Annotated in this window: 18 protein-coding genes and 1 riboswitch; all 18 genes read left to right on the top strand. The window is 66.5% G+C overall.

Annotation, left to right across the window (positions count from 1 at the left end; genetic code table 11):
* The first annotated feature begins 2 nt into the window (after positions 1-2).
* Positions 3-794, top strand: coding sequence for an ABC transporter permease (locus tag HHL15_RS07890; protein WP_169145309.1), 792 nt, complete (start codon positions 3-5; stop codon positions 792-794).
* A gap of 8 nt (positions 795-802) precedes the next feature.
* A complete protein-coding gene (cutA, locus tag HHL15_RS07885; protein ID WP_169145308.1) occupies positions 803-1,138 on the top strand; it encodes a divalent-cation tolerance protein CutA in 336 nt (111 codons plus the stop codon).
* Positions 1,139-1,214: 76 nt separating this feature from the next.
* Complete coding sequence (locus HHL15_RS07880; protein WP_169145461.1) at positions 1,215-3,056, top strand: protein-disulfide reductase DsbD; 1,842 nt, start codon at positions 1,215-1,217, stop codon at positions 3,054-3,056.
* 42 nt (positions 3,057-3,098) lie between these two features.
* Positions 3,099-3,205: riboswitch (S-adenosyl-L-homocysteine riboswitch) on the top strand.
* Positions 3,206-3,309: 104 nt separating this feature from the next.
* The gene (gene ahcY / locus HHL15_RS07875; protein WP_169145307.1) at positions 3,310-4,722 is read left to right on the top strand and encodes an adenosylhomocysteinase; all 1,413 of its coding nucleotides are present in this window, start codon (positions 3,310-3,312) and stop codon (positions 4,720-4,722) included.
* A 63-nt stretch (positions 4,723-4,785) separates the two neighbouring features.
* Entirely contained in the window at positions 4,786-5,133 is a 348-nt protein-coding gene (locus HHL15_RS07870; protein ID WP_169145306.1) for a FitA-like ribbon-helix-helix domain-containing protein, read from the top strand.
* A complete protein-coding gene (locus tag HHL15_RS07865; RefSeq protein WP_169145305.1) occupies positions 5,130-5,546 on the top strand; it encodes a PIN domain-containing protein in 417 nt (138 codons plus the stop codon). The genes HHL15_RS07870 and HHL15_RS07865 overlap by 4 nt, the downstream gene beginning before the upstream one ends.
* Before the next feature lie 45 nt (positions 5,547-5,591).
* The gene (metF, locus tag HHL15_RS07860; protein WP_169145304.1) at positions 5,592-6,428 is read left to right on the top strand and encodes a methylenetetrahydrofolate reductase [NAD(P)H]; all 837 of its coding nucleotides are present in this window, start codon (positions 5,592-5,594) and stop codon (positions 6,426-6,428) included.
* An 84-nt stretch (positions 6,429-6,512) separates the two neighbouring features.
* Positions 6,513-8,963 carry a sensor domain-containing protein gene (locus HHL15_RS07855; RefSeq protein WP_169145303.1) on the top strand — a complete coding sequence of 817 codons (2,451 nt, stop codon included), beginning with the start codon at positions 6,513-6,515 and terminating at the stop codon, positions 8,961-8,963.
* A 136-nt stretch (positions 8,964-9,099) separates the two neighbouring features.
* Positions 9,100-9,378 (top strand): DnaJ domain-containing protein, encoded by a 279-nt coding sequence (locus HHL15_RS07850; RefSeq protein ID WP_169145302.1) that lies wholly within the window; start codon positions 9,100-9,102, stop codon positions 9,376-9,378.
* Positions 9,375-9,887: a hypothetical protein gene (locus tag HHL15_RS07845; protein ID WP_169145301.1), complete on the top strand. Its 513-nt coding sequence runs from the start codon at positions 9,375-9,377 to the stop codon at positions 9,885-9,887. The genes HHL15_RS07850 and HHL15_RS07845 overlap by 4 nt, the downstream gene beginning before the upstream one ends.
* Positions 9,888-9,899: 12 nt before the next feature.
* Entirely contained in the window at positions 9,900-10,670 is a 771-nt protein-coding gene (locus HHL15_RS07840; protein WP_169145300.1) for a hypothetical protein, read from the top strand.
* Positions 10,671-10,715: 45 nt separating this feature from the next.
* Positions 10,716-11,945, top strand: coding sequence for a hypothetical protein (locus tag HHL15_RS07835; RefSeq protein ID WP_169145299.1), 1,230 nt, complete (start codon positions 10,716-10,718; stop codon positions 11,943-11,945).
* 387 nt (positions 11,946-12,332) lie between these two features.
* Positions 12,333-14,876 carry a nitrite reductase large subunit NirB gene (gene nirB / locus HHL15_RS07830; RefSeq protein WP_169145298.1) on the top strand — a complete coding sequence of 848 codons (2,544 nt, stop codon included), beginning with the start codon at positions 12,333-12,335 and terminating at the stop codon, positions 14,874-14,876.
* A gap of 11 nt (positions 14,877-14,887) precedes the next feature.
* Complete coding sequence (nirD, locus tag HHL15_RS07825) at positions 14,888-15,226, top strand: nitrite reductase small subunit NirD (RefSeq protein ID WP_169145297.1); 339 nt, start codon at positions 14,888-14,890, stop codon at positions 15,224-15,226.
* 42 nt (positions 15,227-15,268) lie between these two features.
* Positions 15,269-16,081 (top strand): formate/nitrite transporter family protein, encoded by an 813-nt coding sequence (locus tag HHL15_RS07820; RefSeq protein ID WP_169145296.1) that lies wholly within the window; start codon positions 15,269-15,271, stop codon positions 16,079-16,081.
* Between the two features lie 48 nt (positions 16,082-16,129).
* The gene (locus HHL15_RS07815) at positions 16,130-17,866 is read left to right on the top strand and encodes a bifunctional protein-serine/threonine kinase/phosphatase (protein ID WP_169145295.1); all 1,737 of its coding nucleotides are present in this window, start codon (positions 16,130-16,132) and stop codon (positions 17,864-17,866) included.
* Between the two features lie 133 nt (positions 17,867-17,999).
* Positions 18,000-20,915, top strand: coding sequence for a PAS domain-containing protein (locus HHL15_RS07810; RefSeq protein ID WP_169145294.1), 2,916 nt, complete (start codon positions 18,000-18,002; stop codon positions 20,913-20,915).
* Positions 20,866-21,040: transposase family protein (locus tag HHL15_RS07805; RefSeq protein ID WP_169145293.1), on the top strand; the 175-nt coding region annotated here is incomplete at its 3' end. The genes HHL15_RS07810 and HHL15_RS07805, both read left to right, overlap by 50 nt.

Below are 21,040 nucleotides of genomic sequence, written 5' to 3'. Positions count from 1 at the left end.
CGATGACCGCCACGCTGCCCCTGCTCGCCCCGCCACGCCTGTCGCTACGCCTGTTTGCCGTCTGGCGGCGCAACTTCTTCGTCTGGCGCAAGCTGGCACTGCCCTCCATCGTCGGCAACCTGGCCGATCCGGTGATCTACATGCTCGGCCTGGGCTACGGCCTGGGCATGCTGGTGCAGGAGGTCGAGGGAGTGCCCTACATCGCCTTCCTGGCCGGCGGCACCCTGGCCTACTCCACCATGAACTCAGCCACCTTCGAGACCTTGTATTCGGGCTTCTCGCGAATGCACGTGCAGAAGACCTGGGAAGCCATCATGAACGCTCCGGTGGCGCTGGACGACATCGTCGCCGCCGAACTGGTGTGGGCCGCCAGCAAGTCCTGCCTGGCCGGAACGGCCATCCTGGCGGTGATCGCCCTGTTCGGCTTTGCCGCCTCGCCGCTGGCCCTGGCCGCCATCCCGGTGGTCTTCCTGACCGGCCTGTGCTTTGCCGCCCTGGGCCTGATCATGACGGCCCTGGCGCCCAGCTACGACTTCTTCATGTACTACTTCACCCTCTTCATCACGCCCATGACCCTGCTCTCCGGCGTGTTCTTCCCCCAAGGCCAGTTGCCGGACGGCGTCCGCACGGTCGCCGCCTGCCTGCCCCTCAGCCACGCCGTGGAGCTGATCCGCCCCCTGCTGCTGGGCCATGTGCCCGGGCAGATCGGCCTGCACCTGGGGGTGCTCGCGACAATCACCGTGATCGCCTTCTGGACGGCCCTGATCCTGACCCGCCGCCGCCTGCTCAACTAAGACCCGCGATGAACTCACCCGACGACGTCCTCCTGGTGCTGACCAACCTCCCCGACGCCGACAGCGCCGGCCGGGTCGCCCATCTGCTGATCGAGCAGCGCCTGGCCGCCTGCGTCAACATGCTCGCTCCATGCACCTCGGTGTACCGCTGGCAGGGCGCGCTCGAGACCGCCTCCGAGCAGCCCCTGCTGATCAAGACCACCCGCGCCGGCTACCCGGCCCTGCAGGCCGCCCTGCGCGAGGCCCATCCCTACGAACTTCCCGAGATCCTGGCGATCCCAGTGCAGGAGGGCTTGCCCGCCTACCTGGCCTGGGTCGCGGCCGAAACCACCACCCAGCCCTGAGCACCCCAGCCCTCAGCACCATTTCTTGATCCAGCCCGGGGACGGCCCCCGGGTGAGCTGCCACACTCTCGCCTCCATGATCCGCCTGCCCCGCCTCCTCCTCGCCGTCCTGTTCGCCCTGCTGGGCCTGCTCGGCCTGTCGAACCTCACCCACGCCCAGGAGCCCCTGCCGGTCGAACAGGCCTTCAAGGCCTCGGCCCGGGCCCTCGACGACAAGACCGTCGAGATCCGCTTCCAGATCGCCGACGGCTACTACCTCTATCGCCATCGCTTCCGCTTCGCTGCTGACGGGGTCACCCTTGGCGAGCCCGCCCTGCCTCCCGGCAAACCGAAGAAGGACGACGCCTTCGGCGAAGTCGAGATCTACCGCAAGGCAGTGAGCTTCACCCTGCCACTGAGCGCCGGCCAGCCCCCCTTCGACCTGCAGCTGACCAGCCAGGGCTGTGCCGACATCGGCATCTGCTACCCGCCCCAGACCCAGTCCCTCAAGGTGGCGCTGGCCAGCGGCAACCAGCAGGGCGGCTTCCTGTCGCGCGCCCTCGGCCAGGCTGACGCCCCGGCGGCGTCCAGCGCGGAGCCCCAGGCTGCGCCCGCGGCGGGCGACAGCGGCGAGCACGACGAATCCGGCCGCATCGCCCGCCTGCTCGATGGCGGCAGCAGCGCCGCCGTGCTGGCCAGCTTCTTCGGTTTCGGACTGCTGCTCGCCTTCACCCCCTGCGTCTTCCCGATGATCCCTATCCTGTCGGGCATCATCGTCGGCCACGGCCACGCCATCTCGAAGGGGCGTGCCTTCGGCCTGTCGGCCCTCTACGTGCTGGGCATGGCCCTCACCTACACCGCAGCGGGCGTCGCCGCCGGCCTGTCCGGCACCCTGTTGTCGGCGGCCCTGCAGAACCCATGGGTGCTCGGCAGCTTCGCGGTGGTCTTCGTGGTGCTGGCCTTCTCGATGTTCGGCTTCTACGAGCTGCAGCTGCCCACCGCCCTGCAGAGCCGCCTGTCCGACACCGCCAATCACCAGAAGGGCGGCTCGCCCGGTGGGGTGGTCGCCATGGGCGCCCTGTCGGCCCTGATCGTCGGCCCCTGCGTGGCCGCGCCGCTGGCCGGCGCCCTGCTCTACATCGCCCAGACCGGCAACGCGCTGCTCGGTGGCGCGGCCCTCTTCAGCATGGCCCTGGGCATGGGCGCCCCGCTGATCGTGGTGGGCGTGCTGGCCCGCAGTGCGCTGCCGAAGCCTGGCCCCTGGATGGAAGGGGTCAAGCGCACCTTCGGCGTGATGCTGCTGGGCGTGGCTATCTGGCTGGTCACCCCGGTGGTGCCCGGCATCGTCCCCATGCTGGCCTGGGCCGGCCTGCTGCTGGTGTCGGCCATCTACCTGCACGCCCTCGACCCGCTGCCACCCCACGCGGGTGGCTGGCAGCGCTTCTGGAAGGGCTGGGGCGTGATCGCCCTGCTGGCCGGCGCGGCTCTGTTCATCGGTGCCCTGGCCGGCTCCCGCGACCCGCTGCAGCCTCTGGCCATCCTGCGCGCCCAGGCCGCCGCCACGCCGGTGGCGGAGACCCGCTTCCAGCGGGTGGCCTCGGTGGAGGCCCTGGACGACCTCCTGAAGACCGCCAGCCGCCCGGTGATGCTCGATTTCTATGCCGACTGGTGCATCTCCTGCAAGGAGATGGAACGCTTCACCTTCGCCGACCCGGCGGTGGCCCGCCGCCTGGCCGGCTTCCAGCTCCTCCAGGCCGACGTGACCGCCAACAACGACGCCGACAAGGCCCTGCTCAAGCGCTTCGGCCTGTTCGGCCCGCCGGGCATCATCTTCTTCGACGCGGGCGGCGCCGAGCGCAAGACGCTCAGGGTGATCGGCTTCCAGGACGCCGAGCGCTTCGGCAAGGTACTGGATGCGGCGCTCACCCCATCGAAATGAAGGCTCAAGCACGCCGATCAAAAACCGATATAATCCCCACCCTGCTTCGAGGAGCGCTGCAAGACCACCGGGTGCAAGGCCCGCAGTCCCAGGCTCGACAGCAGTACCGCCGGCACGTGTGCCGGCAACAGCAACCGCGCTCACCCGTCCATGCTTTGTTTTGCAAACCCGTGCCGGGCACGGGGAGACGTGGTGAGCCCTCATCAAGACGCCACCCGTAGTCCCTTCCCGGCCACACGTTCGAGGAATTCTCATGAACACTGTGGCTGACAAGTTCACCGATTACGTCATTGCCGACCTTTCCCTGGCCGACTGGGGCCGCAAGGAAATCCGCATCGCCGAAACCGAAATGCCGGGCCTGATGGCCATCCGCGACGAGTTCGCCGCGGCCCAGCCCCTCAAGGGCGCGCGCATCACCGGCTCCCTGCACATGACCATCCAGACCGCCGTGCTGATCGAGACGCTGACCGCGCTCGGCGCGGAAGTCCGCTGGGCCTCCTGCAACATCTTCAGCACGCAGGACCACGCCGCGGCCGCCATCGCCGCCCAGAACATCCCGGTGTTCGCCGTGAAGGGCGAATCCCTGGCCGACTACTGGGACTACACCCACCGCATCTTCGAGTGGGCCGACGGTGGCTATAGCAACATGATCCTCGACGACGGCGGCGACGCGACCCTGCTGCTGCACCTGGGCGCCCGGGCCGAGAAGGATCTGTCTGTCATCGCCAAGCCGTCCTCCGAAGAAGAGACCATCCTCTTTGCCGCCATCAAGGCCAAGCTGGCCGTGGATCCGACCTGGTACTCCGTGCGCCTGGCCGAGGTGAAGGGTGTCACCGAGGAGACCACCACCGGCGTGCATCGCCTGTACCAGATGCACCAACGCGGCGAGCTGCGCTTCCCGGCCATCAACGTGAACGACTCGGTCACCAAGTCCAAGTTCGACAACCTCTACGGCTGTCGCGAATCGCTGGTGGACGGCATCAAGCGCGCCACCGACGTGATGATCGCCGGCAAGGTTGCCGTGGTGTGCGGCTACGGCGACGTGGGCAAGGGCTCCGCCCAGGCCCTGCGCGCCCTGTCCGCCCAGGTGTGGGTCACCGAGATCGACCCGATCTGCGCCCTGCAGGCCGCCATGGAAGGCTACCGCGTGGTCACCATGGAATACGCCGCCGACAAGGCCGACATCTTCGTCACCACCACCGGCAACTTCCACGTGATCACCCACGACCACATGGCCGCCATGAAGGACCAGGCCATCGTCTGCAACATCGGTCACTTCGACAACGAGATCGACGTCGCCTCCATCGAGAAGTACCAGTGGGAAGAGATCAAGCCCCAGGTGGACCACGTCATCTTCCCGGACGGCAAGCGCATCATCCTGCTGGCCAAGGGTCGTCTGGTGAACCTCGGCTGCGGCACCGGCCATCCGTCCTACGTGATGTCCAGCTCCTTCGCCAACCAGACCATCGCCCAGATCGAGCTGTTCACCCGCACGGCCGACTACCCGGTCGGGGTGTACACCCTGCCCAAGCACCTGGACGAAAAGGTTGCCCGCCTGCAACTGAAGAAGCTCAACGCCCAGCTCAGCGTGCTGACCGACGAGCAGGCCGCCTACATCGGCGTGCCCAAGGACGGTCCGTACAAGGCCGAGCACTACCGCTACTGAGCTTGATCCAGGGACGATCGACATCCACAATGGAACCATAACGATTCCATTGTGGATTAAGCCATGCCAGTCACCCTCACCATCAAGAATGTACCGGACGAAATCGCCGAGCGTCTCCGCGCGATTGCGTCCGTTCATCATCGTTCGCTCCAGGGCGAACTGATGGCGATCATCGAAGCCGTCGTACTCAACCACGATCCCGGCAAGAGAAACCCTGCGCTCCAGACCTTGATCGCGGCCAGGCCGGCCCCCGTCGCGTCCGACAACCTCCTCGAACAGCTCGACGCCGTTGTGGCTGACAGCCGATGGGGAGACGCGCCGATTCTCACCCGCAGCCAGGCTCATGACCGGCCCCTGACCCGGGAGCTCGACTTCCAGGTGCAGGAAGACAAGGCGCCCTACAAACCATGAGCTCGCCCTACTTCCTCGACACCAACATCCTGATCTATGCCACATCGTTGGCGGACAACCATGCCGCCAAACGGCCTGCAGCACGAAGCTGGGTGGCCCGCACCGACTGGGGGGTGTCATCCCAGGTGCTGATGGAGTTCTACGCCAATGCCCGCCAGACCCGCCACGGCCTCCTGCCGACCGCGCCGCAGGCCTTCGTCGAACACATCGCCGCCAGCCGCCCCGTTCAGGCCGTCGACCGCGAACTGGTACTCTCTGCACTCAGCCTGCGCAACCGCTACAACCTCAGCCACTGGGATGCCGCCATCCTGTGTGCAGCCGCTCGCCTGGGCGCCCACACCGTCATCAGCGAAGACCTCTCCCATGGACAAAGCTATGACGGGGTCACCGTCCTCAATCCCTTTCTGGCTTAGCCAAGTCCAGACACATCGGAAACGCACCGACAAACGGTTAGACGCATGAACAAGCCTCCCATCTCCATCGAGTTCTTCCCGCCCCAGACCTCCGAGGGCGTCGAGAAGCTGCGCGTCACCCGCGCCCGGCTGGCCGAACTGAAGCCCGAGTTCTTCTCGGTGACCTTCGGGGCCGGCGGCTCCACGCAAGCCCGGACCTTCGAGACAGTCTTCGAAACCCAGCGCGAAGGCTACGAAGCTGCCCCCCACCTGTCCTGCATCGGCTCCACCCGCGAGCATGTCCGGGAGATCCTTAAGCGCTACCAGGACGCCGGCATTCATCGCATCGTCGCCCTGCGTGGCGACCTGCCCTCCGGCGTGGGCGACCCGGGCGAGCTGCGTTACGCCAACGAACTGGTCGAGTTCATCCGTGCCGAAACCGGCAAGCACTTCCATATCGAAGTGGCCGCCTACCCGGAATACCACCCCCAGGCGCGCAGCCCGAAGGACGACCTGCTGGCCTTCAAGCGCAAGGTGGACGCCGGCGCCGATTCGGCGATCACCCAGTACTTCTACAACCTGGACGCCTATCTGCACTTCCGCGACGAATGCGCCGCGCTTGGTGTGAACGTGCCCATCGTGCCGGGCATCATGCCGATCGTCTCCTTCTCCAAGCTGGCGCGCTTCTCGGATGCCTGCGGTGCCGAGATCCCGCGCTGGATGCGCCGCAAGTTCGAGAGCTTCGGTGACGACTCCGAATCGATCAAGGCCTTCGGCCTGGACGTGGTGGGCGAGCTGTGCGCCCGCCTGATCGAAGCCGGCGCCCCCGGCCTGCACTTCTACAGCATGAACCAGGCGGGCCCCACCCTCGCCCTGTGCGAGCGTCTCGGCCGGCAAGGCTGACAGCGCCGGGCACCCCCGAGCCCGGCTTTCAAGTTTCAGGTCGCAGGGCCGATATACACCGGGCAAATCATCTTTCGCCCGGACATGGACCTGCCACCGCTCTTCCAGCACCTGCCCGACTCACGCCTCCCGGCCCGGGAGGCGGTGTATCGCGACGTGATTGCGACGACAACCGACGGCTTCTTCATGGTGGATGCGCGGGGTTGCTTCACCGAAGTCAACGACACCCTGTGCCGCCTGCTGGGCCATGCCCCGCACGAGATGATCGGGCGGACCTCCCTGGATTTCGTCAACGCCGGCAGCCGTGGCCTGCTGCGCCAGCAGATCACCCGCATCCCGACCACCGACAGGCGCAACTACCGGCTCGAACTCATGCACCGCGACGGCACGGTCATCCCCGCACTGATCAGCACTGTTTCGCTCCACCCGGCCCACCCGGAAGGCAGCAGCAGCGCCTTCGGCTTCGTCACCGACCTGCGCGCCATCGAAGCCGCCAGCGCCGCCCACGAGGCCGACGTGCGCGCCATCCTCGACAACCTGCAGGACACCTATTACCGCTCCGACGCCAGCGGCCGCCTGCTGCGCCTGTCCCCATCGGTACGCCAGCTGCTCGGCTACGAGCCCGAAGAACTGATCGGCACCCGCATCGACAGCCTCTACGTGGATGGCGCCAGCGCCCGGGAGACCTTCCTGAGCGCCCTGTCGGCGGCGGGTGGCCAGGTGAGCGGCTATGAATACCGCATGCGGCGCAAGGACGGCAGCGAAGTCTGGGTGTCCACCAACGCCCACTACCTGCGGGATGCCGACGGCACCCCCGTCGGGGTCGAGGGCACCTCCCGCGACATCAGCGCCTCGCGCCGCCAGCAGGCCGAACTGCAGCTCGCCGCCACGGTGTTCAGCGAAAGCCGCGACGCCATCCTGATCACCGACGGCCAGCAGCGGGTCATCTCGGTCAACCGCGCCTACTCCGACGTCACCGGCTACGCCCCGGAAGAGGTCATCGGCACCCGCGCCGAGCTGATCGCCACCAGCCACCACGAAGAGGGCTTCCACGAACGCCTGCTCGCCGAGCTGGCCCACACCGGCCACTGGAGCGGCGAAGCCTGGAACCGGCGGCGCAACGGCGCGATCTTCCCGGAATGGCTGTCGATCTCGACGGTCCGCGACGACCAGGAGATCCAGCATTACGTGGCCATCTTCTCCGACCTCACCGACCGCAAGGCCGCCGAGGAACGCGCCGAATTCCTGGCCCGCCACGACCTCCTGACCCGCCTGCCCAACCGCTTCCTGCTGCGCGACCGGGCCGAGCAGGCCTTTGGCCACGCCATCCGCGCCAACACCAAGGTGGCCCTGCTGCTGCTCGACCTGGACCACTTCAAGCACATCAACGACAGTCTCGGCCACCCCGCCGGCGACGCCCTGCTGCAGACCTTCGCCGACCGCCTGCGCACCACCACCCGGGACACCGACACCATCAGCCGCCAGGGGGGCGACGAATTCCTGGTGCTTCTCACCGACATCCGCGAGACCGAGGACATCGCCCCCATCGTCGAGAAGATCATGCTCACCCTCGGCCAGCCCTGCCCGCTGGCCGGCCAGGAAATGAGCATCTCCTGCTCCGTCGGTCTGGCCGTCTACCCGGAGGACGGCAGCGATTTCGACACCCTGATCCGCAATGCCGATGCGGCCATGTACAACGCCAAGGCCGCCGGGCGGAACACCTTCCGCTTCTACTCCCAGCAGATGAACGAAGACGCGGTGCAGCGTCTCGACATCCAGAACCGCCTGCGCCGGGCCCTCGAGCGCCAGGAATTCATCCTCCATTACCAGCCGCTGATCGACCTCGGCAGCACGCGCATCGTCGGCGCCGAAGCCCTGATCCGCTGGAACTGCCCGGACCTCGGCATGCAGCCGCCCGGCCTCTTCATCCCCGTCGCCGAAGACAGCGGCCTGATCGTCAACATCGGCGAATGGGTCCTGCAGGAGGCCTGCCGGCAGGCCCGCATCTGGAAAGATGCCGGCCACGGCAAGCTGGTGATCGCGGTCAACCTGTCGCCGCTGCAGTTCACCCGCGGCAACCTGGTGGAAACGGTCACCCGCGCCCTCACCGACAGCGGCGCCGATCCAGCCTGCATCGAACTCGAGATCACCGAGAGCATCCTGATGAAGGACACCGAGCAGGTGCTCGCCACCGTCCGCCAGCTGCATGCGATGGGCCTGCGCCTGGCCATCGACGACTTCGGCACCGGCTACTCCAGCCTCGCCTACCTGCGCCGCTTCGCCGTCGACAAGCTGAAGATCGACCAGTCCTTCATCCGCGACCTGCCCACCGACCCGGACGCCGGCGCCATCGTCCGCGGCGTCATCCAGATGGCCAAGAGCCTCAAGATCGCCGTGCTGGCCGAAGGGGTCGAAACCGCCGACATCGCCCACGACCTGGTGCTGCTGGGCTGCGACTATGCCCAGGGCTACTACTTCGGCCGCCCCATGCCGGCCGAAGCCTTTGCCGAGCTGCTCCCGCCGCCCCGCAACTGACACGCCCCACGCAGCAGACGCGACGCCGGCGCGACAGGCCTTTATAATGCCGGGCTTCCCGTCACCCCGCCGCACCGCCCCGAAGGCCGCCGCCTGACACCCCGGGCACCGACACCTCTCACCCGTACCGAACACCATGCGTGATCCCTACGAAGCCCTGGGCATTTCGCCGACGGCCGCGGCCGACGACATCAAGACGGCCTACCGCAAGGCAGCCCGCCTGTACCACCCGGACCGCAACCCCGACCCCGGCGCCGCCGACCGCTTCCGCCACATCCAGGCCGCCTACGAGTTGCTCTCCGACGACGCAAAGCGGCGCGACTACGACGCCCTGCGCCGGCGCAACCTGATCGACGACCCCCTGCTGGAAGCCACCTCCCTGTGGGCCTCCTACATAGAAAAGGTAATTTCTTGACCTCGTTTTACTTTGAAGACATCTTCGAGCGCTATGCCAGCGAGATCGACGACCTGCGCTCCGACTCCGAAGGCAAGGATGTGCTCAACAAGCGCGTGCGCGACAAGCACAAGGAGTTCTCCTTCCTGCTCGGCATGATCGACACCGCCCCCGAGATGGTCGCCCCGGCCTTCCACGGCGCCTTCGGCTTCAGCGGCGGCAATCTCCTGTACACCGCCTCCAACAGCGAGCCCGGCGACGAGGGCTTTCCCTCCTGGGCCGAACTCGAGGCCAGCCTCGAGATCGCCCCGTGGGCCCGCCCCCTGATCAACATCTGTCTCGACAAGGACGGCGGCGAGAGCTTCCTCGTCACCACCGCCGTGCTCGAGTGGCTGCTAGGCAGCGGCCTGAGCGCACGCAGCGCCCCCGAAGCCGCCCGGGACGATGAAGACCAGGACGACACCGACGACCTCGGCGAAGCCGGCGAAGAGTGGATGTCCGAACAGGGCTTCGACGCCGTTGACCGTTAAGAAAGACCGTTCATGACCCAGCTAGTCATCAAGGAAACCCGCGAACTCATCCTCGCCGGCGAGATCGCCAAGGCTGAAGCCCACCTCGTCGTCATCGCCGAACAGGAAGGCGACCACGCCCTGGTCGAAGTCCTCGACGAAATGGCGCCCAAGGACGTCCTGGCGGTGATCCGTGAATACGACGCCAGCAAGGAATCGGTGGTCAGCCTGGTGCTCAGCCCCGAGCAGTTCGTGCAGGCCATCGTGCTTGAGCGCCAGTACGGCGAGCCGCTCGAGAAATACGTGCCGCGCCTGCGCAACACCATGAATGCCGTCATGCATCGCAGCCCGGCCGCCTGCGCCGAAGTGCTGGACTGCCTGGTGGAGCATGACGACGGTGTTCGCGTGCTGGCCGACTACTTCACCGACCACTACGACTCCCTGCTGACCCTGGCCTACCACGGCGTCTTCGAGGCCGACAACGATCTGGAAAAGGCCTTCACACCCAAGTCCGCCATCACCTGGGACGCCGAGCGCGTGGACGAGCTCGACCAGGGCCTGGAGATCGGCGACGCCATCGAGATGGTGCGGGTGCGCATGTCACGCTCCGAAGTCGCCGACTCCGACTGGATGGAGACCGCCTGGGTCCTGCGCCACGAGTTCTCCGACACCTTCGAGCTGCTCGTCATCGAGATCCAGGACCGGCTCAACCGCGCCGCCGAGGCCGCCAGAATGCCCCTGCCCGAATCCGCCGAGCCCGGCGTGCCGAAGCTCGACGAGGACGAAGAGGAATCCGCCATCTGACCAGGAGACGGCGCTGAGCCCCCGCGGCGCAGCGCCCTGCACCCGATGTTCACTGACACCTCCCTCACCACCGTCGACACCCGCCCGTATTTCGAGCGGGTGCTGTGCCACGCCCTCCAGGCAGGCTTGGTGGACACCCCCCGCCTCGACGCCCTGCGACGCGAAGGCGCCAAGGGCATCGTGCAGCTGGCCACCTATTTCGGCACCCCCAACCTGCGCCCCGAGCTGGAGGCCGCCCGCACCCGCCTGGTGACCCTGGTCGGCCTGGCCCTGGAGGCCGAGTCCGGCGGCAAGATCGACGTGGCCGGCCACCTGCTCCGCGACAAGACCCTGCTGGCCCTGTCCAAGGCCGGCGCCGACCGCCTGCGCAGGCTGCACGGCCTGCCCACCGAGCGGCTCCTCGGCGCCCCGGAGATCTTCCGCGAAAGCGAAAAGGACTTCCTGGCCAAGTGCACAGCGGACACCCCCATCACCTACGCCCGCTACCTGGCCGAACACGCCAGCCGCGAGCGCAACCAGCAGTACATCGACGCCACCTACTGGCTGGCCGGCAAGCTGGGGGTGGAGCGTGAAGACGCCGACGAGTGGCATGTGTTCTGCGAATCGGTGATCAACAGCGCCCTGCTGGTCCTCCTGACCGAGCGCAAGCCGGCCGGCTTCTTCAGTGTCGAGCGCTTCATGAAGCTCCACGAGGCCGCCCGCAAGAAGCGCAGCGCCGGCTTCCCCGCCCTCGACGCCTGGCTCGAGGACGCCACGCCCGGCATACGCAGCCTGATGAAGCGCGAGACCGAGCGCTTCAGTGCCGAAGTCCTCCCCGTCATCCGCGACATTCCGGCCACCGAGATCTACCGCAACCAGGACCGCTTCTCCGGCCTGTTCTTCTTCGACACCAGCTCGGTCAGCGAAATCACCCACCACGACAAGGCCTGCGCCGAGGAGTGGACCCGCATCACCGGCAACCAGGGTGATCACACCGACGTGCAGTGCGGCGTGCTGCTGATGGTCGCCACCGGCCTCGAACCCACCCGCAGCCTGCTCAAGCGCGACGCCAACCGGATCTGGGACAACTTCCGCGAATCCGGCTTCGACGAGGCGGCCGTCGCCCGCTTCATCGAGAGCGTCGTGCCCTTCGAGTACCAGTCCGACGTGCGCCGCATGTGGGAAGACGACCTCGGCCCCGAAGCCCGCGTGCAGCTCGACAGCGACGACACCACGCTGGTCATGAATTACCTGCAGGACACCTGCCGCGCCGGCTGGAAGAAGAAGAACGGCTGACCGGGGCAGCAGCCCCTCGCCGGTCGAGCCGGCAGCCTCCATGCGCCAAGGTGGACCTGCGACGCACCATTTTGGCGCCCGAACCCGCCTGAGCATGCCCCCTCCCACCGGGAAACCCCCGCATCCACGGGAAACACGACCCGGCACGATCCCTGCTTAACCCTATTGCCCGCAGGCAAAGCCGCCGCGGGCCCGAATGAATGCCTCCGCCAACGACGGCGGAACCCCGGCAAGTCGAGTGTCACGCACACGCGGCGAGCCGTCGTTCCAACCTCGACTTCGATCCGCGTTTCGCGGGGGCCATGATGTCTGCGCCGCTCATTCCACGAGCCTGGCGAAGACACCCAGCACGGTCCCCCGGGGAAGCCCGGACGTGCAGGATTAATCATGAAGATCATTGTTGTCGGCCACGGCATGGTGGGTCACAAGTTCCTCGAAGAACTCCACGCGCTCTCCCTTGCCTCTCTTGAAGTCACCGTGCTGTGCGAGGAGCCTCGCGCCGCCTACGACCGGGTCCACCTGTCCGAATTCTTCACCGGCAAGACGGCCGACGACCTGTCCCTTGTCGAACCGGGCTTCTTCGACAAGAGCGGCTTCTCCCTGCGCCTCAAGTCCCGCGCCGCGGCCATCGACCGCCGCCAGAAGACCGTCACCACCGCCGACGGCGAGGTGCTGGCCTACGACAAGCTGGTGCTGGCCACCGGCTCGGTGCCCTTCGTGCCGCCGGTGCGCGGCAACGACCGCAGCGACTGCTTCGTCTATCGCACCATTGAAGACCTCGAGGCCATGACCGAAGCCGGCACCCGCTCGCAGAGCGGCGTGGTGGTGGGCGGCGGCCTGCTCGGCCTGGAATGCGCCAAGGCCCTGCGCGACCTGGGGCTGGAGACCCACGTGGTCGAATTCGCCCCGCGCCTGATGGCGGTGCAGGTGGATGACGACGGCGGCCGCATCCTGCGCAGCAAGATCGAAGCCCTGGGCCTGCACGTCCACACCAGCCGCAACACGGTGGAGATCACCAACGGCGCCCGCGCCCGCCACCGCATGGTGTTCGACGACGGCAGCCACCTGGAGACCGACATGATCGTGTTCTCCGCCGGCATCCGCCCGCGGGACGAACTGGCCCGCCAGAACGCCCTGGCGGTGGGCGCCCGTGGCGGCGTGGCAGTGGATGACCACTGCCGTACCAGCGATCACGACATCTACGCCATCGGTGAATGCGCGGCCTGGAAGGACCAGGTCTATGGCCTCGTCGCCCCCGGCTACGACATGGCCCGGGTGGTCGCCCGCCACATCACCGGCCAACAGGGCGCCGCCTTCGCCGGCGCCGACATGAGCACCAAGCTCAAGCTGATGGGCGTGGATGTGGCCAGCATCGGCGACGCCCAGGGCCGCAGCGCCGGCTGTCGCAGCTTCCGCTACGTGGACGAAACCAAGCAGATCTACAAGAAGATCGTCACCAGCGCCGACGGCAAGAAGTTGGTCGGCGCCGTGATGGTGGGCAACGCCGATGAATACGGCACCCTGCTGCAGATGGCCCTCAACGGCATCGCCCTGCCGGCCGACCCGGAATTCCTCATCCTGCCGTCCAGCGACGGCCAGGCCAAGCCCGGCCTGGGTGTGGATGCCCTGCCCGACAGCGCCCAGATCTGCTCCTGCAACAACGTCAGCAAGGGCCAGATCTGCGCCGCCGTGGCCGATGGCGCCACAGACATCGGCGCCCTCAAGGCCTGCACCAAGGCCGGCGCCACCTGCGGCGGCTGCGTGCCCCTGGTCACCCAGGTGATGAAGGCCGAAATGTCGCGCCTCGGCATGGCGGTGAACAACCACCTCTGCGAGCACTTCGCCTACTCCCGCCAGGAGCTCTTCCACCTGATCAAGGTGGGCGAGATCAAGAGCTTCGACGAACTCCTCGCCAAGCACGGCAAGGGCCTCGGCTGCGACATCTGCAAGCCCGTCGCGGCCAGCATCTTCGCGTCGTGCTGGAACGAGTTCGTGCTCAAGAAGGACCTGGCCGCCCTGCAGGACAGCAACGACTACTTCCTCGGCAACATCCAGAAGGACGGCACCTACTCCGTGGTGCCGCGCATGGCCGGTGGCGAAGTCACTCCCGACGGCCTCATCGCCGTGGGCCAGGTGGCCAAGAAATACGGCCTCTACACCAAGATCACCGGCGGCCAGCGGGTGGACCTCTTCGGCGCCCGGGTCGAGCAGCTGCCCTTCATCTGGGACGAGCTGATCTCCGCCGGCTTCGAGTCCGGCCACGCCTACGGCAAGTCCCTGCGCACCGTGAAGAGCTGCGTCGGCTCCACCTGGTGCCGCTACGGCGTGGGTGACAGCGTGGGCCTCGCGGTCGAGCTGGAGAACCGCTACAAGGGCCTGCGCGCCCCCCATAAGATCAAGTTCGGCGTCTCCGGCTGCACCCGCGAATGCGCCGAGGCCCAGGGCAAGGACGTGGGCATCATCGCCACCGAGAAGGGCTGGAACCTCTACGTGTGCGGCAACGGTGGCATGAAGCCGCGCCACGCCGAGCTGCTGGCGGCCGACCTGGACAAGGCGCAGCTGGTCCGGCTGATCGACCGCTTCCTGATGTTCTACGTGCGCACCGCCGACCGCCTGCAGCGCACCAGCACCTGGCGCGACAACCTGGAGGGCGGCCTCGACTACCTGAAGGACGTGGTGGTGAACGACAGCCTGGGCCTCGCCGTCGAGCTGGAGACGCAGATGCAGCACGTGGTGAACACCTACCAGTGCGAGTGGAAGACCGCCGTCACCGATCCGGACGTACGCAAGCGCTTCCGCTCCTTCGTGAATAGCGAACAGCCCGACGAACACATCATCTTCGTGGAAGAACGCGGCCAGATCCGCCCGGCCCGCCCCGACGAACGTCCGGCCGCCATCGACGCCCCCGACACCGTCGCCACCCCCGCCTGAGGAGCCCGACCATGAGCATCGCACCCCTTGCCTGGACCACCGTCTGCGCGGCCGACGAGATCCTCCCCAACACCGGCGTCAGTGCCCTGGTGGAGGGCCGCCACGTAGCCGTCTTCCGGATCGGCGAGAGCCGCTTCCACGCCATCGACAACATCGACCCCAAGTCCGGCGCCAGCGTGCTGTCCCGCGGCCTGGTCGGCAACCTCGGCGAGCACGTCGTGGTGGCCTCGCCGCTCTACAAGAACCACTTCGACCTCACCACCGGCGCCTGCCTCGAAGCCCCGGAGTACTCGGTGCGCGCCCACAGCGTGCGCATCGAGGACGGCCGCGTGCAGGTGGCCCTGGGCTGACCGCCCGCCACCCGCAATCACTGAATTCAAGAAAGAAACTCCATGGCTTATCTTGCCCCTGCCGAGTTCGTCACCAAGATGGTAGACGCCGGCGAATCCAAGCTCCTGATGTCCACCCGCGACACCCTGATCCGCGCCTACATGGCCGGCGCCATCCTGGCCCTGGCGGCGGCCTTCGCCGTCTCGGTGTCGGTCAATACCGGCAATCCGCTGGTCGGCGCCCTGCTCTTCCCGGTCGGTTTCTGCATGCTCTACCTGCTCGGCTTCGACCTGCTCACCGGGGTGTTCACCCTGGCCCCGCTGGCCGTCTTCGACAAGCGCCCCGGCGCCACCTGGAACGGCGTGATGCGCAACTGGGGCCTGGTGTTCACCGGCAACTTCGCCGGCGCGCTGACCGTGGCGGTGTTCATGGCCATCATCTTCACCAACGGCTTCACCGAAGCCCCCAACGCCATCGGCCAGAAGATCGGCCACATCGGCGAGGGCCGCACGGTCGGCTACGCCGCCCACGGCGCCGCCGGCATGCTGACCCTCTTCGTGCGCGCCGTGATGTGCAACTGGATGGTGTCCACCGGCGTGGTGGCGGCCATGATGTCAACCTCCGTGTCGGGCAAGGTGATCGCCATGTGGATGCCCATCCTGGTGTTCTTCTACATGGGCTTCGAGCACAGCATCGTCAACATGTACCTGTTCCCGTCGGGCCTGATGCTGGGCGGCAACTTCACCTTCATGGACTACATGATCTGGAACGAGATCCCCACCGTGCTGGGCAACCTGGTCGGCGGCCTGACCTTCGTCGGCGCCACCCTCTACTCCACCCACTACAAGACGGCCCCCAAGCGCCGCGCCGCCTGAGCCCGGGCCTGAGCCTGAACCTGAGAACCTCCCCGGGGCCCCGCATCCATGTCCGCCAGCTTGCGGGTGTCCCTCGGCCAGGCCTCCCTGGCGGGTGAGCACCATGCCAACCAGGACTTTCACGGTGCCTGCCTGCCGCGCGGGCACCAGCTGGCCAGCAAGGGCATCGCCCTGGCCCTGGCCGACGGCATCAGCTCCAGCGCCGTCAGCCAGGTGGCCAGCCAGACCGCAGTGCGCAGCTTTCTCGAGGACTACTACGCCACCTCCGAGGCCTGGTCGGTGCGGCGGGCGGCCGAGCGGGTGCTCAGCGCCACCAACGCCTGGCTGCATGCCCAGACCATGGGCAGCGACGCCCGCTTCGAGAAGGACAGGGGCTATGTGTGCACCTTCAGCGCCCTGATCCTCAAGGGCCGCGACCTGCACCTGCTCCATGTGGGCGACTCACGCATCTACCGCCTGCACGCCCAGGCCCTGGAGCAGCTCACCGACGACCACCGGCTACGCCTGTCGTCCACCGAATCCTGCCTGAGCCGCGCCCTGGGCACCGGCCCCCACGTCGAGATCGACTACCGCAGCTGGGAGGCCGAGCTCGGTGAGACCTACCTGCTCGCCACCGACGGCGCCCATGCAGGGCTCGGAGCCGGCGACGTCCACCAGGCCCTGCAAGCGCATGCCGACGATCTGGATACGGCAGCCGCGCAGCTGGTGAGCCTCGCCCGCAGCCGCGGCAGCGACGACGACGCCACCCTGCAACTGCTGCGCATCGAGGCCCTGCCGGCCGGCGACGCCGCCCATCCCCAGCTGCGCCGCGAAGGCCTGGCCCTGCCGCCGCCCCTCGCCCCGCGCATGGAATTCGAAGGCTTCACCATCCTGCGCGACATGCAGGTGAGCGCCCGCAGCCACCTGCACCTGGCCGTGGACCAGGCCAGCGGCCAGCAGGTGGTCATCAAGACGCCTTCGGTGGACCTGGCCCAGGACCCGGACTACCTCGACCGCTTCGTGCTGGAGGAGTGGGTCGCCCGCCGCATCGACAGCCCCCACGTGATCAAGGCCTGGGCCGGCGAGCGGCCGCGCGGCCACCTCTTTGTGGCCATGGAGTACATCGACGGCCAGACCCTGGCCCAGTGGCGGGTGGACAACCCACGGCCCGCGCTGGACAGCGTGCGCGCCCTCGTCGAGCAGCTCGCCCAGGGCCTGCAGGCCCTGCACCGGCGCGAAATGCTGCACCAGGACCTGCGCCCCGAGAACGTGATGATCGACCAGCACGGCACGCTCAAGCTCATCGACCTGGCCAACGCCCACGTGGCTGGCCTGGCCGAATACCACCCGGACGCCCACACCCTGGCGGTGCCCGGCACGCTCCAATACACCGCCCCGGAATACCTGCTCGGTGAAGGCGGCAGCCCGCGCAGCGAACTCTTCGCGCTGGCCGCCATCACCTACGAGACGCTCAGCGGCCAGCTCCCCTACGGCCTCGACGCCGCCCGGGTGCGCAGCCCCGCCGACCTGCGCCACCTGCGCTACATCCCCCTGCGCCACCACCGCCCCGACCTGCCCGCCTGGGTGGACGCCGTGCTGGCCAAGGCCCTGCACCCCAACCCGGCCAAACGGCAGGAAGTGATCTCCGAGTTCATCCACGACCTCAAGGCCCCCCGCCGCGAATTCCACGACCGGCGCAGCCCGCCCCTGATCGAACGCAACCCGGTGATGTTCTGGAAAGCCGCCACCGCCCTGCTCGGCCTCAGCACCGGGGCCCTGCTCGCCCTGAGAATACTGGGCCACTGATCCGCCGCGGCACCAGGCGAGGACACCGATACCGGTTTGTCGACGCCAGGCGGGAACTTGTCTCAGCCATGTGGCAGGTCCTGGGTATACTTCCCGACAAGCAAAGCAAACCAAAAGAAGTCCCGGGGACGACATGGTGGAACCAAGGAAACCGAAGGGCGCGCATTTCATCTGGGACTCCCTCCGCTTTCAGCTCACCCTTGGCGTGCTGCTCCTCCAGGCAATCTGCATTCTTGCCATTGCAGCGATGGCCCAGGATCGCCTGAAGAGCAGCTTCCTGGCTCAACTGGAGTCGCAGCAGCAAAGCGATCTGGGCTTTGTCACCAAGTGGCTCGAGAGCGAAATCAGCGAACGCATCGATTCGCTGCAGGCCATCGCCGGCCGTCTGCCCCCTGAAGACTGGTCGAACAGCACTACCGTCCAGCATCACCTCGACAGCCAATCCAGCATTTCCCGCTTTTTCGGGCGCGATGTTTACGTGCTCTCTCCGGGCGGGCGCCGTCTTGCCGAAGCCCCCGCCCGCCAGCAAATCGGGGCCGATTACCGCAACACGCCCTATCTCGACCGTGCCCTGCAGAGCAAACAGCCGGTCGTGATGCCTGTCATCGGCCGTTTCTCAGGGCGTCCAAACCTGATATTCGCGGTCCCTGTGCTGGATAAATCAGGGAACGTGGTCGCCGTGATCTGCGGCTCGGACCACCTTGGCCCTGGCAGCCATTTCGACATATCCGGTTTTGCAGGCGGCGGAAATCTTGGCGGTTACCAGGTCATTGCGCTGGCCGAGCACACATATGCCGCCCATACCGATGCATCGAAGGTATTGAAGGAGGTGCAGGCAGGCGCTGCCGACCCATTGCTCGAACGCAGGATCAAGGACGGGTTCGAGGGTGTGGGTCGCTCCATCGACGCGGCCGGACACGAGATCATTTCCCAGGCCATGAACCTCCGGGCAATCAACTGGCTGGTCGTCGCCTACGTGCCTGCGGAACATGCGCTTGCCCCGCTGGCCGACCTGACCCAGACCATCTGGATCGGCTCGCTGCTGGCCATGCTCGTCACCGGACTCATTGTCTGGCGCTTCATGGGCAACCAGCTGTGGCCTCTTGAAAGCGGCGCAACCCAAATCATCGACGCCCTGCCAAACAGGGTGCCGACGAAACTGCAGGAAACCGGGCGCCGCGAGATCCGGGTCTTCCTCCACCATTTCAACCAGCTCTACCAGGTCATCCAGGAGCAGCTCCTGGCCTTGCAGCGAGAGCGGGACAACCTGGAAGTCGTGGTCGGCAAGCGGACGGAAGCACTGGCCCGCAGCGAGTGCTTTACCCGGGCCATCGCCGATGCGCTTCCCGGCATGATCGCCTACTGGGACACCCGGCTGCAGAACCGCTTTGCCAACCGCGCCTATCTCGACTGGTTCGAAAAAGCGCCCGATCAAATGGAAGGCATCGGGATGCGCGAACTCCTGGGCGAGGACGCCTATTGTTTCAGCGAGGCTCATGTCCAGGCCGCCCTGCTGGGCGAGAGGCAGTCCTTCGAACGCATCCTGTCGAAGCCGGGCCGGGCCTGCCGGCATTTCCTCACCCATTACATTCCGGACGGGCCTGCAGGGTCGGTCCGGGGTGTCTTCGTTCTGCTCTACGACATCACCGAGCGCAAGGCCGCCGAGCAGGAAATCCAGAAGCAGGCCGACGAACTGGATGACTTGTACAACCACGCCCCCTGCGGCTACCACTCTCTTGATGAGCATGGCGTCATCCAGAAGATCAACAACACCGAACTCGAGTGGCTCGGCTATTCCCGCGACGAAATTGTCGGCAAGCGGCACATGGTCGAGTTCCTGACACCATCGGCCATCGAGACATTCCGCCAGAACTTTCCAAAGGTCCGCGCCGGAGAGACACTGCACGAACTGCCGCTGGAACTGGTGTGCAGGAATGACGATACCCTTCCGGTGCTGCTATCAGCCTCCGCCGTCCTCGACGATTCAGGACGATTCGTATGCACTCGTTCGGCATTGATCGACTATTCACAGCTCCGTCGCCAGCAGGAAATGCTGGAGCAGGTGTTATCGGCCTCGCCCATGGCCGTGCGCATCGCCCGCGCGGAGGACCACCAGATCCTGTTCGTGAATCAGGCATTCTGCAGTCTTGTTCGCCGCAACAAGGATGAAGCCAATCACGAGGACGTCAGCCGCTATTACGCCGACCCGCAGGTTTTCGAAGATATCTATGCGTCCCTGTCGCGGGGCGAGATGGTGCTCAATCGACTGGTTGAGATCTATTTTCCGGATGATCCGGGCGAACCGCATGTCTGGGCGATGGGCTCGTACATGAACATCGATTACGGTGGCAGCCCGGCCGTGCTGGCGTGGTTCTTCGATATCACCCGGCTGCAGGAGGCCAAATCGGAAGCGGAGGCCGCCACCAAGGCAAAAAGCGCATTCCTGGCCAATATGAGCCACGAAATACGGACGCCGATGAACGCCATCATCGGCATGGCCGAACTGGCCCTGGCCACCGAGCTGAGTCCCAAGCAGCTCAATTATGTCTCCAAGATCAAGTCGGCCTCGGAAAGCCTGCTGACCATCATCAACGACATTCTCGACTTCTCCAAGATCGAAGCCGGGAAGCTGGAAATGGAAAATGCCTGCTTCGTGCTGGAGAGCGTGTTCGATCGGCTTTCCAGCGTGGTCGCCCTGCGCGCCGAGAACCAGGGAATCGAGCTCTATTACGACATCGACGAGGATACCCACGTCCTCGAGGGCGACCCACTCCGGTTGGGTCAGATCCTCACCAACCTGGTCAGCAACGCCCTGAAGTTTTCAACCGGCGGGAATGTCATCGTCAAGGTGCAGACCTCAACCCTTGCCGACCAGCAGGGCTCCCGCAGCTACCCACCCGACATCTCCCACCCCGAAATAACGTTCACGATCAGCCGCTTGCCCATCCCCTGTCCACAGCCCTCTGTTTTGTGTAGTTTCCTGCCTTTTTGGGCGGACGATGGAAACGGGCAAGCTGATAGACATGGTCGAGGTTTTCGAGGGGCTTGAGGACTGGCGCAACGCTCAGCAAACGCGCCACCCGCTGAGCGAGCTGCTGACCGTTGCCGTCTGCGCAGTCCTCAGCGGTGCGGATGACTTCGAGGACATCAGCCAGTGGGGGCGCATCAAGCTGC

The organism is Zoogloea dura (genome assembly GCF_012927165.1).
Classification (GTDB): domain Bacteria; phylum Pseudomonadota; class Gammaproteobacteria; order Burkholderiales; family Rhodocyclaceae; genus Zoogloea; species Zoogloea dura.
This window is presented reverse-complemented; position numbering and strand designations above follow the sequence as displayed.